Source organism: Pseudoalteromonas sp. 1181_04 (genome assembly GCF_052850545.1).
The window spans coordinates 1-13,156 of record NZ_VXCS01000009.1; the positions used below are offsets into that span (position 1 = coordinate 1).

The 13,156-nt window shown below is 40.5% G+C and carries 14 protein-coding genes and 1 tRNA gene; all 15 read right to left on the minus strand.

Translation table 11 applies throughout. The features are described 5' to 3' along the window. A partial coding sequence (locus FW757_RS08830) for a Crp/Fnr family transcriptional regulator (RefSeq protein WP_446441122.1) occupies window positions 1-480 on the minus strand: 480 nt, incomplete at its 3' end. Between the two features lie 521 nt (window positions 481-1,001). After that, window positions 1,002-1,076, minus strand: a tRNA-Arg gene (locus tag FW757_RS08835). A 153-nt stretch (window positions 1,077-1,229) separates the two neighbouring features. Continuing rightward, window positions 1,230-1,895 (minus strand): FlgO family outer membrane protein, encoded by a 666-nt coding sequence (locus FW757_RS08840; protein WP_404936374.1) that lies wholly within the window; start codon window positions 1,893-1,895, stop codon window positions 1,230-1,232. An 8-nt stretch (window positions 1,896-1,903) separates the two neighbouring features. Further along, window positions 1,904-2,584, minus strand: a complete 681-nt coding sequence (locus FW757_RS08845) for a FlgO family outer membrane protein (RefSeq protein ID WP_446441123.1) — start codon at window positions 2,582-2,584, stop codon at window positions 1,904-1,906. A 12-nt stretch (window positions 2,585-2,596) separates the two neighbouring features. Then, the gene (locus FW757_RS08850) at window positions 2,597-3,190 is read right to left on the minus strand and encodes a FlgO family outer membrane protein (RefSeq protein WP_145240937.1); all 594 of its coding nucleotides are present in this window, start codon (window positions 3,188-3,190) and stop codon (window positions 2,597-2,599) included. Window positions 3,191-3,241: 51 nt separating this feature from the next. Then, window positions 3,242-3,907: an SPOR domain-containing protein gene (locus FW757_RS08855; RefSeq protein ID WP_182718037.1), complete on the minus strand. Its 666-nt coding sequence runs from the start codon at window positions 3,905-3,907 to the stop codon at window positions 3,242-3,244. Window positions 3,908-3,917: 10 nt separating this feature from the next. Beyond that, the gene (locus FW757_RS08860) at window positions 3,918-6,791 is read right to left on the minus strand and encodes a hypothetical protein (protein ID WP_446441124.1); all 2,874 of its coding nucleotides are present in this window, start codon (window positions 6,789-6,791) and stop codon (window positions 3,918-3,920) included. Between the two features lie 93 nt (window positions 6,792-6,884). Beyond that, the gene (locus FW757_RS08865) at window positions 6,885-7,697 is read right to left on the minus strand and encodes a fimbrial biogenesis chaperone (RefSeq protein ID WP_182718035.1); all 813 of its coding nucleotides are present in this window, start codon (window positions 7,695-7,697) and stop codon (window positions 6,885-6,887) included. An 8-nt stretch (window positions 7,698-7,705) separates the two neighbouring features. Beyond that, window positions 7,706-8,173, minus strand: a complete 468-nt coding sequence (locus FW757_RS08870) for a DUF4402 domain-containing protein (protein WP_446441125.1) — start codon at window positions 8,171-8,173, stop codon at window positions 7,706-7,708. A 7-nt stretch (window positions 8,174-8,180) separates the two neighbouring features. After that, the gene (locus FW757_RS08875; protein WP_182739892.1) at window positions 8,181-8,774 is read right to left on the minus strand and encodes a DUF4402 domain-containing protein; all 594 of its coding nucleotides are present in this window, start codon (window positions 8,772-8,774) and stop codon (window positions 8,181-8,183) included. Between the two features lie 120 nt (window positions 8,775-8,894). Then, complete coding sequence (locus FW757_RS08880) at window positions 8,895-9,527, minus strand: SPOR domain-containing protein (RefSeq protein ID WP_259398479.1); 633 nt, start codon at window positions 9,525-9,527, stop codon at window positions 8,895-8,897. A 122-nt stretch (window positions 9,528-9,649) separates the two neighbouring features. Next, window positions 9,650-10,528 (minus strand): UTP--glucose-1-phosphate uridylyltransferase GalU, encoded by an 879-nt coding sequence (gene galU, locus FW757_RS08885; RefSeq protein ID WP_182739893.1) that lies wholly within the window; start codon window positions 10,526-10,528, stop codon window positions 9,650-9,652. 35 nt (window positions 10,529-10,563) lie between these two features. Next, window positions 10,564-11,415: a thymidylate synthase gene (locus tag FW757_RS08890; RefSeq protein ID WP_182830927.1), complete on the minus strand. Its 852-nt coding sequence runs from the start codon at window positions 11,413-11,415 to the stop codon at window positions 10,564-10,566. A 14-nt stretch (window positions 11,416-11,429) separates the two neighbouring features. Continuing rightward, the gene (lgt, locus tag FW757_RS08895) at window positions 11,430-12,233 is read right to left on the minus strand and encodes a prolipoprotein diacylglyceryl transferase (RefSeq protein ID WP_149981669.1); all 804 of its coding nucleotides are present in this window, start codon (window positions 12,231-12,233) and stop codon (window positions 11,430-11,432) included. 11 nt (window positions 12,234-12,244) lie between these two features. Beyond that, complete coding sequence (locus FW757_RS08900) at window positions 12,245-13,054, minus strand: sulfite exporter TauE/SafE family protein (RefSeq protein WP_182761005.1); 810 nt, start codon at window positions 13,052-13,054, stop codon at window positions 12,245-12,247. Window positions 13,055-13,156 lie beyond the last annotated feature (102 nt).

A 13,156-nucleotide genomic window follows, 5' to 3' on the forward strand; every position in this document is an offset into this window, starting at 1 on the left:
CTCTAACAAGTTAGGATAACTGTTACAGAACTGTTGATAGCGTTCTTCTGGAGTATAAAGCAACATAAAACGTTCTTTGTTTTCTTTATACATCAGTTGTATTTCCAATAGCTTGAGATAAATACTATATTTATTCTTACGCCATGTTCTTAATGTTTCGATAGGGAGAGACATAATCGAGCAAGAGGTAAGTGATTCAAGTTGGTATGGTGATGGCGTTTGGTTAACTAGGCTTTCAAAACCAATGATCCAGTCATTTTCCCAATAAAACTGTTTGCTAAACTCTTTGCCCTTGTCAGTAAAATAAACAGCGTGACATATTCCTTCTAATAGAAAGAAAATCTCTTTTGCAACTTCCCCTTGATGGAAAAAAATATGCCGACTAGGCAAAGAACAAAGCTTTGCAGATTGCTTTAGCTGTTCTACTTCGTGTCGAGTAAAGTCATTTTTTTGTAACTGCTCTAGGAAAGCGTCAAGCATAATTGGTTGTACCTAAGTATTTATCTATAACCAAACATTAACTGAATATTTAAGCACACAATAAATTCGCCAAAAAACAATTAAAGCGGAGGTGTTCAGGTGATGATAACCTACATCAAATTAGCATTCTACGTGCCATTTTATACCCCTAGGTTCCTTATTTGTAGCTGTGAATGACTTACAAGCAAGAATCGTAATTAATAAGACAAGAAAATTTCGCATATTTACCTGTAGGTATCATTTATCAGCAAGACTTTGCAAGGTAGCATACCCTGTGAGTTTACTATCTACTAGTGTCTGCTTGTCGTTCAAAGCCGATCTTTAGAGTAATTGCGTTAGCTTGTTTCGGGGCAGAAACGAGTTACGCTTGAAGGTCCGCTCATGGCGAAAGCAAACTGGATGTAATTTGGGTACTTTAATAAAAGGACAGCGCTAAATTTTTTATATTTCAATTTACGATGCTATAAATGTGCTATAAAAAATAAGTGGAAGAAAAAAACCATGTAACTCATTGATTTTATTGGTAGCCCCTACAGGAATCGAACCTGTAACTGCCCCTTAGGAGGGGGCCGTTATATCCATTTAACTAAGAGGCCACATTCGAGCTTCGAGCTTCGAGCTTCGAGCTTCGAGCTTCGAGCTTCGAGCTTCGAGCTTCGAGCTTCGAGCTTCGAGCTTCGAGCTGATAGCAAAATTATAACGGTTTATCCTATTTACAATCAAGCAGTTAAATGGATTTTATAACGATACTAGTTAATACTTGCGCGTTGTAGGTGAATATCGGCGTTGTTGAGTACGTAATAAGGCAGTATTTTGTTGCTGCTGGCAACTACGCGTTTGCTGGTGATATCAATAATACGGGCGTTTACTTCAACACCGTTGCTGCGGTAGATCAAGGTGCCTGATAACACATGACTGGCGATGCGTTGATCCGCTAACTGCTCTATATCGCGTGAAAATACAAAGTCACCGCGTGGGTTCATAGTTATTTGGTCGGTGGTTTTAAAGTCAACAATACCATAACCAAATTTTTGCAGTTGATGAATAAAACTCTCTGATAACTGGTTGCCTAATTGGCTACTGTTATTAAGGCTGGCATCTAAATCTACAAATGAAGTAACGGCAATCGAAGTATCAAGCTCTGTTTGCATTGTGTCGACTAAGTCTAACGCCATTTGCTCTACATAATTAACCAGTGTTTTATGATGCTTGTTAGGAAAAAACTGCTCACCACTATCTAATGGCTCGGCACTATTCATTTGTACTTGTTTTAGCATTTGAGTAAGGTCATATCGGCTAGTCGTGCTTTGGACTGGCTCAACTGGCGCTGCATCATTAGTCATACTGCATGCGCTGAGGATGCTGATCACCCCCCCTACGGTTAATAACTTAGTGCTATGGATTAGCTTACCCATCATTGGCCTCACTTACTCGCTTGTTTTAGCATTACGCCATCAGTGCGATAGCTGCTGTCGAGTGCATCAACAACGGATTGCGGAATAAACCCTTGTGCAGAGCCAACCACAGCCTTACTAGCTAAACCAATAATTCGGGCATTGACTAATACACCACCTTGGTGATTTACCATAGTGCCCGCCAGTACGTAGTTGAAGTTTTGATCTTGGCTTAGCTCTAAATAGTCGCGACTAAATACAAAGTCGCCAGAGGGAGTAACACGCATGTAGTCGGTGGTTTTAAAGTCGATCACCGGTACACCAAAACTGTGTAGCTCGTGCATAAAACTTTCGGCGATTTGATTACCTAACAATGTGCCGTCGTTGTAATCATCATCTAAAAAGATAAAGCTTGATACGGCCAGCGGCGTTTTGGTATTTACGTATTGTAAATTTTCAGCCATATCTTGCATTATGCCACGTACATAATGATTAATATTTTTACGTGTTGGGACTGTGACTTGGCTGCTATCGTTCATCACTGGAATATTGTTTTGATAAAATGTATTACTTTGCCCAGGAGCTGCAACCACTCTTTGATCACCCTCTAACTGCGCAGAGTTATCAGTTTGTGCTGTTTTGCCCGGTTCCATCATTTGCGCGCAACCAAAACCCAGTGGCAAACATAAAGTTAATATTAAGCGTTTCATGAGAGCTCCTAATTAGTATTCGCTGCGGTAAATATAACCGTCGCGCTGTTGTATTTTTTCATCGCCCCACATCACATTTATGGGGATCTCTGTACTGGCGGCAGATACAACGCGGCTATCTTGCGTATTTACCATACGGGCGTTAACTATATAGGCATGTTGTTGCCGTGTTAAGGTACCCGTGATAACAAAGTCAATATTCTGACGTTGGCGTAATTTGCTTATGTCGCGACTTAATATACCATCTGCGTTGCTGGCTAAATTAAGGTGTTTTTCAAGGCGATATTCAATAGTGTTATAGCCAAGTTGGGTAAACTGAGTAAGTAAGCTTTCTTGAATTTGCTGACTCAACCCTGCGCCCTGCCCTTGTGCCAGCTCACTGTCTAGCGCGTTGGCTAAGTAAAAGCTAGTAACGGCAATCCGTGCAGAGCTTTTAAACGGCCCTTGCACATGGCTCAATTGACTACTCAAGTCGCTGACATACTGATGCACAGTATAAGGTGCCATTGTTGCTTTTGGGGCATTGGTACTTGGTGCTGGCGGTTTTTCTTGCGTTAAACTACACGCAGTTAGACTCAGCAATAATAAACATAACAAAAGGCGCATAATTGCCATCCTCACTAAACATGGCAATAACAAAGCAAGTATTATGCCTATTTATAATTTTATTGGGTTATCGGTGTAGTGAGTCACCATGCAGTTGAGCTGTTGTAGCTTTAATTTATCACAATCAGCTTGGGCGTTTTTTTGATATTGGTATGCCCCGATTTTTAAGCGGTAATAAGTCATGCCTTTTACCTGAGCAGTTTCGACATTGGTGGTAAATTTATCTGACAATAAACTCGGTACTTTTTGTTGAATTGTTTGCCAGCTTGGAGCTAATTGCGATTGTTGAGTGACCGCAATAATTTGCAGCGCAAAAAGCGCGTTGTTAGTTATGTTTGACTGTGTTGCTATAGATTGCGCAGGCCTATCTAACGGTACTTGCTGTGATGCCAAGGCAGCAGATGAATGGCTCTTCTTACCTGTGTTCTCGTCATCATTTGCTATCGCGGTTAACTGTGCTATCAATAAATTCAAATCACTTTCAATCAGTAATAATCGTTCAAGATCGGGTTTAATTGCTTGCCACTGTGCAGAGCTAGTTTGTAACTGTTGTAGCTCTTGTTGCGTGATCTGCACATAGGTTTCATGATTAGTTTCAGCTGTGCTGCTGGTACTTTTTTGCGCGCTATCCGTCGTGCTGGTACAGCCAGATAATATAATTAAACTCATTATTAATACGGCTGATTGCATTACACTAAACGATTGTTTGATATTCATTGCTATTCCTTTAATGAAGTATTGTTCGTTGTTCAATATCACACTTCAATCTTTGTTTTATTAATGACTGACAAAGCTCCGTAAATTCAGGCTGTGCTTGCTTAGCGTATGCTAAGGCGAGTATGTACTTACTTTGCTGTTGATCATGAATATAAAACACGTCTTGCTGTTGTAATTTTAAGCGTGGGCTTATCAAACGTAAGTATGCCTTTAACATCATTAACGATGAAAAATTCCCCGCATTAACAATAGTCCCCGACACTTCTTCGAGTGATTTTAAAGTAAAATCAACCCCAACCAACACATCCCCTTTTGCTGATAAATCAACTGTTACCTGCTGGGTGTTTTTTAATGCTTTACGTTCTTTAAAGCTATCGTCAACCACAGCCCGATACTGCCCTGGCCGTAGGTCAGTAAACAAATAATAGCCATCATAAGCCGCTTGGGTGTTGGCAACTTCTTTATCGTTTTGATCTAATAAGGTTATTTTTGCATAAGGCTGCACATAAGTGTGCTCCCCTTGCTGCTGATACACCACCCCTTCAATTTCGCTGGCGTTATTTAGCGGGTAATCCATGTATTCAATAAATCCTGCTCTTGGCGTGATTGAAAAGCCCTCATTGGCAGGCACAAAAAACGGATCGGGGAAGCTGTCTCTATCGAGCACAATATCTGTGGTGCGATTAGCTGGCATTGAGGTTAACAATGCAATGCCATTTTCATCGGTTATTGCTTGGCGATAATTTTGCAGCCCTTTTACTTTTATACCTGCAACACCTTGCTCGTCAGGATCCATAATGCCGTTGTTATTTTGATCTAAAAATACCCGTAACATTAATGTACCTGTCGTTGTTAAGCTTTGCTTAGACACAAAATAGTGATTGTTTTGTGTGTCATAACCAAGGCTGAATCTGCTATATACGCCAAGCTGCCAGTTATCTTCACTGTCGTAGTTTAGATTACTAGTGAGACTAAACTTATTGCTTTGCCAACTTAAGCCTAAATCAGCCGATTGAATATCATTAATACGAGAATCACGTAAGGTGACTTCTGCTTGCAGTTGACTGGTAATACTACGGTTAAACTCAGCCTCGTAGCTGGTGACTTCATTGATAGGAGATAATGTGTAATCAACACTAAAACGACTATAAATACGACCCAAACGCCCTTGCAAACGTGTTGAGCCATACACTGATTCAACATTATTACTTTGTTGCCATTGTAATTGGTTGCTCAAAGCTAGGCCTGCAATCGCATAATTCAAACGGTTCTGTGCTTGCTTATAGATGCCTCGGTTATCTGATGTTTGATACAATAAATTGTTTTGGTAGTTTAGCCGCCCGTAACTGTTTTGCATCAACTCGCCAGCCATATCAAACTGATAGCTGTCGTATTTTTGTTTTAATTCATCGGTTCGATTCGTTGCGCTAAAAAGTAAAGATTGATCAGCAAATTGCGTGCGTGCTGTAAGTTCAAGCTCTTGTTCATGTTGATTATTTTTCTGGTAGTCTAAGTTTAATAGCAGAGCGCTAAATAAGCTAAGGTTAGTCCCCAGTGACATGTGTTGTAGGTCGTCATGTGTTCTTTTTTGTGCCAATGCAGCGGTATATATCGAGAAGTCGTCTGTAATACCTTGCTCGTAGCGCCCTGCTATTTGCCAGCCCGTGCTGTCATTATTGAAGGCAGTATTGCCAAGCAATTTTTTACCCTGCTCAGAGACTGATAGTTCATAAAATCCTTCACCTTGTGCTAATTGGTTACTATCAATAAAATAATATTCGCTTTTTCGCTCGACCTGCCCTTGAGGACCATAAAAAATAAGCTCGAAGTTATTCTCACCATAAAACAAATCAACATTATCAAAAATATAACGACCATCTGATAAGCTTAATTGCTGCGCAATCAATACGCCGTTACGATAAAGCTCAACGTCCCAGCCTAACTGAATCGGACCACTTAAATTAATACGGTTACTATCAAATTGTTGAGTCAGTCCGCGGTTTGAAAACTTAATACCACGACCATACTGACTGTTGTAACGGCTGCCAACTTGTGTGGCCGTTACATCACCAAACTCAACTTCACTGGCTGCTAACACTCCCAGTAATGAGCTTTGCGGGTCTTGCTTAGTAAATGTTAAACGCGAATCGCTGAGTAAATCGCCCTCGCGACCAGATAAAAAGTATTCGGCAGATAAATAAGCAAAGTCTTGTGCACCTAATAATGAGTAACTTGTTCTATTTTGATTTTTATCAGCACTGTAGTTTAATTGTAAATCAGCAACAGGTGATGAAAGCGCTTGATACGGGCTGGCTTTCCAAGGCAAGGTGGGCTTGGCATTACGATTCGAGGGGTTAAGCCTTCTACCATGGCGTTCTCGCTGTTGTTCAATTGGTAATAAGATGGCCGAACTTAACTCTATTTCTAAATCACCATAATCGACTGTAAATTGCAGCCCAAAAACCTCTTTTAACTGCGCCATTTCAATATACATGTCATCATCAATGCTAATATCAGCAGCCGTTAGTTCAAGCATACCTGCGTCAGTTATCAGTGTTGCAGGCAGGGTGCTGGCATCTAAAATGAAAGGCTGTTGATCTCGATACCAGCCTTGAGCAGAACGAGTTGCAAGATCAACTTCTATTCCAAATTGCAATATATCAGCTAGGCTACTAAGGCCAAGTTGAATACCCTGATCACTTTTTAAAGCGAACACTTCGCCTAAGTAGTAATCATTTAAAGACAACGAAAATAATAAAAACTCACCGCTTGCGATCCGCGGTTGGTTTGACGCAACAGGGCTGTTAACGTTAGGCTGAGAAGCTGTTGGTAAGTCGGTTAATTTAGCTTCAATCTTGCGAAGTGTTTTTAATGCATCATTCACAGTTACGTTATTAGTCGCGAATGCATTGTTACTAAGGCATAAACTTAGCCATAGTGTAATGCACTTTAGCCCTGTATTCTTGGTCATGAAGAGTTAAAGTTGCAGCATTTTTGGACTAATCGCTAAAGCATACTCGGCAAAATTTATGTCTTGATATTCATCTGCACCGATATATTTAAAAATAACAGTACCAGGCTTATCTAGGGTTTTATCACTAAATAAACTCAACATTACCTCGGCATTTTTTACATCCGAGTAAATACTTAAATTGCCAATTTCAGCGATAGCTTCCAGCTTAGCATTAGCATTTTGTTGATAAAACGCGGTTAATTTACCATAACTGCTAAAGTGAGTTTCACGATTGAGTTTTAATTTAAATTGTAGTCGTTGGTTGCCCTGGTTTTTAATCACTTGCGCTTGCTCAATGAGTACTTTTGGTACTTCAGCATGTTCACGAAGGATGACTGGAATACTGTAGCTCATGATCATATTAATTTTTATTGAACTCGTACTATTTGGGTTTTCATTTGGCAACGCCTGAAATAATAAATGCGAACGATATTCACCATCTGCTAACTGTTTTGGTTTTCGAATTGCAATTTTAACGGTTTGCTTTTCACCAGGCGCCAAACGCATTTGCTTTGGTGATAAGCGCGTCATCGGGCTTAAACTTGTCGCCGTCGGCTCAAGTAAGGTTACATACCCTCCGGTTGATGTGGATTGCTTTTCGCTCCAATGCACTCGGTAAGTTTTGTACTCGTCACTGGTGTTGATCACTGTGACCTTTGCAGTACGTTGACGCTCATCAAAACTAATACGAGTAGGAGAAATAAGTAAATTCGCCATTACCGCCTGGCTAAAAAAACAAAAGCTTAAAAGCAGTATCACGGTTAATTTATTAAACATTTAAATCCTTAATAATCCACTGAAATTTCTAAGTTTGTGGTTGTTGAATAGTCGCCGTCAACATATTGTTTGCTGCTTGTATTTATTTCTAATTTACCACCAATAAATACATGCACTTCGCTAAACTCATCGCTTGTTGCGTCTTTAGGAAAGCCATTTAAGGTCACTCTAAAGTCGGCACTACTACTTCCTTTAGTATTGTGTTGCATAGTTGCAGGAGCCACTAAATTCATGGAAACTCGAGTGCCAGGGGGGATGTCAGTGAGTATCAGCTCAGCTGGGCGACCATCTTTAAGGATATAGATTTCGCCAGAGGTGCTAATCGAACCATCATCCTTGATAATTACAGAACCTATTTGATCACTTTTAAGAATAACTAAGGTGCCAAAATCAAGCGCTTGTTGCTCTATACTCGCGGCTCTTGTTGACTGTGAATACAGTATTGAAAGCATCGCAAATAACAACAAAAAACGCATGATTAAATTAATAAGCAACTTCTAATTGAAAAGTGCCTGTATACTCAGTATCTCGGTACGCTTCGCTAGAAATTGTTGATGCTGTAGAAAGAGTTGCACCAATATTAAACGATACACTGCCATCACCGTCAGCAGTTAAATTAGGCGTCACTGATGAATAATAAGCGTTTGCATTTGGACCGCTAGTGATAAAGTATGTCCAAGTACCAACCGTAAAGTTTGGCTCATTCAAACCTTGGCCATTAGAGCTCAGGGTTGTTGCTGTTGGGTTAGTAATTGATAAACGAGCATTTGGCACTACTTCCGATACTGTAAAAGATGCAGGCGAACCTTGCTCTATTATTGAAATAATCGCAGGTGCGTTATCAGTTCTAGACGATACAGGACTTGCTGTAGGCTCAGGGTTTATAACCAATGTAGCTTGGTTAACACCGTCTGGATCTGCAACCGCTCGAATTGTACCAAAATCTAAGTCATTTCCTTTGGTTAAAACGACAGTATTTTGCACTTTAACTTTCGCATCAAAGCTTTCGGTTGTTGCATAAGTCGCGAATGAGCTTGCTGTAACTGCTGCTGCCAGAAGAGTTAAAGATAATTTCATATTAAATCCTTATAAGTGATGGGACATTACCCTATGTTGCCCCTATCTTAGATATTATCGACACTCAGAACAATTACTTTAAGCTTAATTACTGAAAAATCAGAAAAATAGCTTATTTAATTACAAAGGCTGACCAACAAATGGGGCACTCAGGCATTTTTGGCCTAAATTTTGTGCTAATGAACAAAATAGATTGGCCTCGGTATAATTTTGAAATGGCCCAACTCGTAACCCATACAAGGTAACGCCTTTATTGTGACGCTCTGTCATTACAAAATCTAATTGGCTAAATGCCTGCGGATATTGTTGCTGCAACCTTGCTATTTGCGTTCTCACTCTTTGCGGTTTTAAATACAGCCCAAGTTGCGCGCCTGGCAGTGAGTTGCCATACAGTGGCAGAGGGCGGTTTTCGATAGTTTTTGAGGAGTTAGCAGTATCAGGGATCTGTATTTTTTCAGCATAATGAGCCACCGTAACATTATCTTCGCGAAGCACCGCTGGGTTTTCTGCAATATCAGTTTGAGAGGAAAGTGCCATTATTAATAGTTGCAAGTCTTCCTCCATCGCAGCTAAACGAGTAATACTCTCTTGTTGCGAGTGCCATTGCTGAACATACTCTTTGACTTGTTGATCAGAAATTAATGCAGGCTGCTGTTCCACCGGGTTAGCATTAATACTACTGCACCCACTAAGCCAGACAGTTGCTGTAACCAACACTGTGGTATACCAAGCTTGCTTTTTAAAACACATCATCTGTTAGCATCACAAAATAAATAATGCCATATTATAAGCAAAGTCAGTGCCAGTTTCAGGATTTTTAAGCAATAAAAAAGTGCCACTAAGGCACTTTTATAAGTTAGGCTCAATAAATGAGCTTAAACTAAGGTTTTAATAAAATCACTTAGCTCATCTTTAAATTCATCACGACGCAGTGCAAATTCAATAGTGGCTTTTAAATAGCCCAACTTACTACCGCAATCATGACTACGCCCTTTTATCGCATAAGCAGCAACAGATTCTTTTTCCATTAGCATCGCAATTGCATCTGTTAACTGAATTTCGTCGCCGGCGCCTGCGGGAGTTTTTGCAAGTAATGGCCAAATATTTTTACTTAGCACATAACGACCTACCACAGCCAAATTTGATGGTGCGCTATGCACAGGAGGTTTTTCAACCATATTAAGGATCGCTGCGCTTTGCCCTTGTTCAAGCTTTACGTCGCCTAAATCGACCACACCAAACTTATCAACATCCTGCATAGGCACAGGCTCAACCATTATTTGGCTCTCACCGTTTGTATTAAAGCGAGTAATCATTTCAGCTAAATTATCTTTTTTAAGATTACTTTCAACATCATCTATGATCACATCAGGTAAAATAACCACAAACGGTTCGTTACCAATAATTGGCGCTGCACAGTTGATTGCGTGCCCTAAGCCTTTTGCTTCACCTTGGCGAACGTGAATAATTGTCACATCTTTAGGGCAAATAGCTTGTACTTCAGCAAGTAACTGACGCTTTACCCGCTTCTCTAGCGTTGCTTCTAGCTCAAAACTGGTATCAAAATGGTTTTCAATCGAGTTTTTACTCGAGTGAGTCACTAATACAATTTCTTTAATACCCGCAGCAACCGCTTCATTAACTACATATTGAATCAAGGGTTTATCTACAACAGGTAACATCTCTTTTGGAATAGCTTTAGTAGCTGGCAACATACGGGTGCCAAGTCCTGCGACTGGGATCACTGCTTTCATTATTCTCTCCTTAAAACTATGATGCTTATTAATTGTTACACTGAAAACGGGTATTTAATTGCTTCATGGCATTGATAGCCATTTACCTCAAAGTCATCACGGGTGACCCACGTTTCGATATCTTCGAGTGATTTAATATTTGGATTAATCGTCAACGTAGGTGATGCAAATGGCTCACGCTGTAACTGCACATCGCGCATTAATTCCAGTTGGTTCTCATAAATATGGGCATTAACGATTTTATGGTATGCCTTACCTGCTTTGTGGCCAGTGATCTGCGCGACCAGTGCAAGCATTACAAAGCATTGAATTTGATTGAAATTCAAACCAAGTGGCACATCACAACTGCGCTGATACGAGGTTAAATAAAGCGTATCGCCAAGAAGCGAAAAAGTATGCGTGTGCATACATGGGCGCAAACACCCTAACTCAAACTCACCCGGATTATAAAAAGTGATGATCTCGCCTCTGTCATCCACACCATTTTTAAGATTATCAATGACCTTTTTTAGCTGATCTAACGGTGTGCCATCAGGGCGTCGCCAATCACGAGCTTGTACGCCATATACACGGCCCATATCATCTTCACCTTTACGGTTCGGATTATTTAACCATGCTTGGTTTTCATTAGCGTTAGCATCCCAAGTCATACAACCTATGTCGCGAAATTGCGCAGCACTGCTATAACCACGAAGGTAACCCAACAGCTCTGCGATTGCCGCTTTGTAATAACTTTTACGGGTGGTGATCATTGGGAACTTGTTGTTCGCAACGTCGTATTCAAGCTCCGCATTAATGACTGTTAAACAACGCGTTCCCGTACGTTTATTCTCAACCCAGATACCTTCATCAACAATGCGCTGACATAACTCTAAATATTGTTTCATTATTCGCTTCTTTTTTATGCTTTACTGGCAACAGCAGGCTGTGGCTTTTTGTATGCCCATATTATCAAACCAAGACCAGCAATGACCATTGGCAATGACAATATTTGACCCATTGATATAAAATCAGCAAACAATCCTAGTTGTGCATCTGGTTCGCGCACATATTCAACGCAGAATCTAAATACCCCATAGCATAGTAAAAATAATCCGCCGACACTACCCGCTGGACGTGGCTTTTTAGTAAACACATACAAAATAATAAACAGCACGAAGCCTTCTAAAAAGGCTTCATACAACTGTGAAGGATGACGCGCCAATGGCCCACCATTTGGGAATACCATAGCCCAAGGCACATCGGTAGTTCTGCCCCATAATTCGCCATTAATAAAGTTACCAATACGTCCAGCTAAAAGGCCAACCGGCACTAGCGGTGCAACAAAATCACCCACTGCAAGTAACTGTTTTTTACGTGTCCAGGCAAACACACAAATAGCGGTTATCACCCCTAAAGTGCCACCGTGGAAAGACATACCACCTTGATCGATTCTAAATAAATACAGTGGATTTTCTAAAAAGTAACTAAATTGATAAAACAGTACATAGCCAATCCGACCACCCAGAATAACCCCTAACATACCGTAGAACAGTAAATCACTGACCTCTTCTTTCGTCCAACCCGAGCCTGGTTTAGTTGCTTGCCTATTTGCCCACCACATCGCAAAAGCAAAGCCAATTAAATACATTAAACCGTACCAACGTACGCTAAGAGGACCGACAGTGAAAATGATCGGATCGATCTCTGGAAATTCAAGAGCCATAAAATTAAACCTTAACTAAAAACCATTTGAAGCGCGATGATAATCAGTAACACCGCGAACACTTTTTTTATCGTTGAAACGGGTAAATAATGCGTTGCTTTGGCTCCTATTGGTGCCATAAACCACGAGGTTATTACTATACCTAATAATGCCGGTAAATACACAAAACCTGCAAAGCCATGTTGTAAATCGGTTACTTGCCAACCAGCGCTGACATATCCCACAGAGCCAAATAGCGCAATCACAATGCCACATGCTGCCGCGCAGCCTATGGCTTTTTTAATATCAACTGAAAAATAGTGCAGTAGCGGCACAATCAATGCGCCGCCACCAATACCAATCAAACCTGATAATCCGCCCATCACTGCGCTAATAGCGCCAATAACTGGGCCACTTGGCATAGGTTTGACCGCGACAGGCTTATTACGAGCAGACAACACCATACGAGCAGCAATAAACACCACACTAACAGCAAAAACGATGCGTAATAACTGTTCTGGAATTAAACTCGCGGCAAAACCACTGATCAGAGCACCAAGTCCAACGCCAGACATAACCCAAGGCGCAATTTCCCATGGCACATTTTGATTTTTATGGTGTGCTAATGCAGATGACGTTGAAGTGAATAAAATAGAGGCAAGCGAGGTAGCAATCGCAATAACCAGTACATGATCAACCGCAACAACATTAAAATGCACTAATAATGAACTCAGTACTGGCACAATAATTAATCCACCGCCAATGCCTAATAACCCAGCTAAAAAACCAACCACACAACCTAATAGCGCGCAGCTGATAATCAGGATAACTAAATCATGCATCGTACACTCTTATAAAATTGGATTTATTATATGCATATACTAATCGATTATATCGAATCTTTACAGCACTCGTTTTGGTAATACCAATCGTGTTAAGTTATT

Coding starts and splice junctions, on each gene's coding strand:
- FW757_RS08845 (WP_446441123.1), bottom strand. CDS start 2,584: ATGAAACGCTTAATATTAACTTTATGTTTGCCACTGGGTTTTGGTTGC.
- FW757_RS08840 (WP_404936374.1), bottom strand. CDS start 1,895: ATGGGTAAGCTAATCCATAGCACTAAGTTATTAACCGTAGGGGGGGTG.
- FW757_RS08870 (WP_446441125.1), bottom strand. CDS start 8,173: ATGCGTTTTTTGTTGTTATTTGCGATGCTTTCAATACTGTATTCACAG.
- FW757_RS08900 (WP_182761005.1), bottom strand. CDS start 13,054: ATGCATGATTTAGTTATCCTGATTATCAGCTGCGCGCTATTAGGTTGT.
- FW757_RS08890 (WP_182830927.1), bottom strand. CDS start 11,415: ATGAAACAATATTTAGAGTTATGTCAGCGCATTGTTGATGAAGGTATC.
- FW757_RS08850 (WP_145240937.1), bottom strand. CDS start 3,190: ATGCGCCTTTTGTTATGTTTATTATTGCTGAGTCTAACTGCGTGTAGT.
- FW757_RS08875 (WP_182739892.1), bottom strand. CDS start 8,774: ATGAAATTATCTTTAACTCTTCTGGCAGCAGCAGTTACAGCAAGCTCA.
- FW757_RS08880 (WP_259398479.1), bottom strand. CDS start 9,527: ATGATGTGTTTTAAAAAGCAAGCTTGGTATACCACAGTGTTGGTTACA.
- FW757_RS08855 (WP_182718037.1), bottom strand. CDS start 3,907: ATGAATATCAAACAATCGTTTAGTGTAATGCAATCAGCCGTATTAATA.
- lgt (WP_149981669.1), bottom strand. CDS start 12,233: ATGGCTCTTGAATTTCCAGAGATCGATCCGATCATTTTCACTGTCGGT.
- galU (WP_182739893.1), bottom strand. CDS start 10,528: ATGAAAGCAGTGATCCCAGTCGCAGGACTTGGCACCCGTATGTTGCCA.
- FW757_RS08865 (WP_182718035.1), bottom strand. CDS start 7,697: ATGTTTAATAAATTAACCGTGATACTGCTTTTAAGCTTTTGTTTTTTT.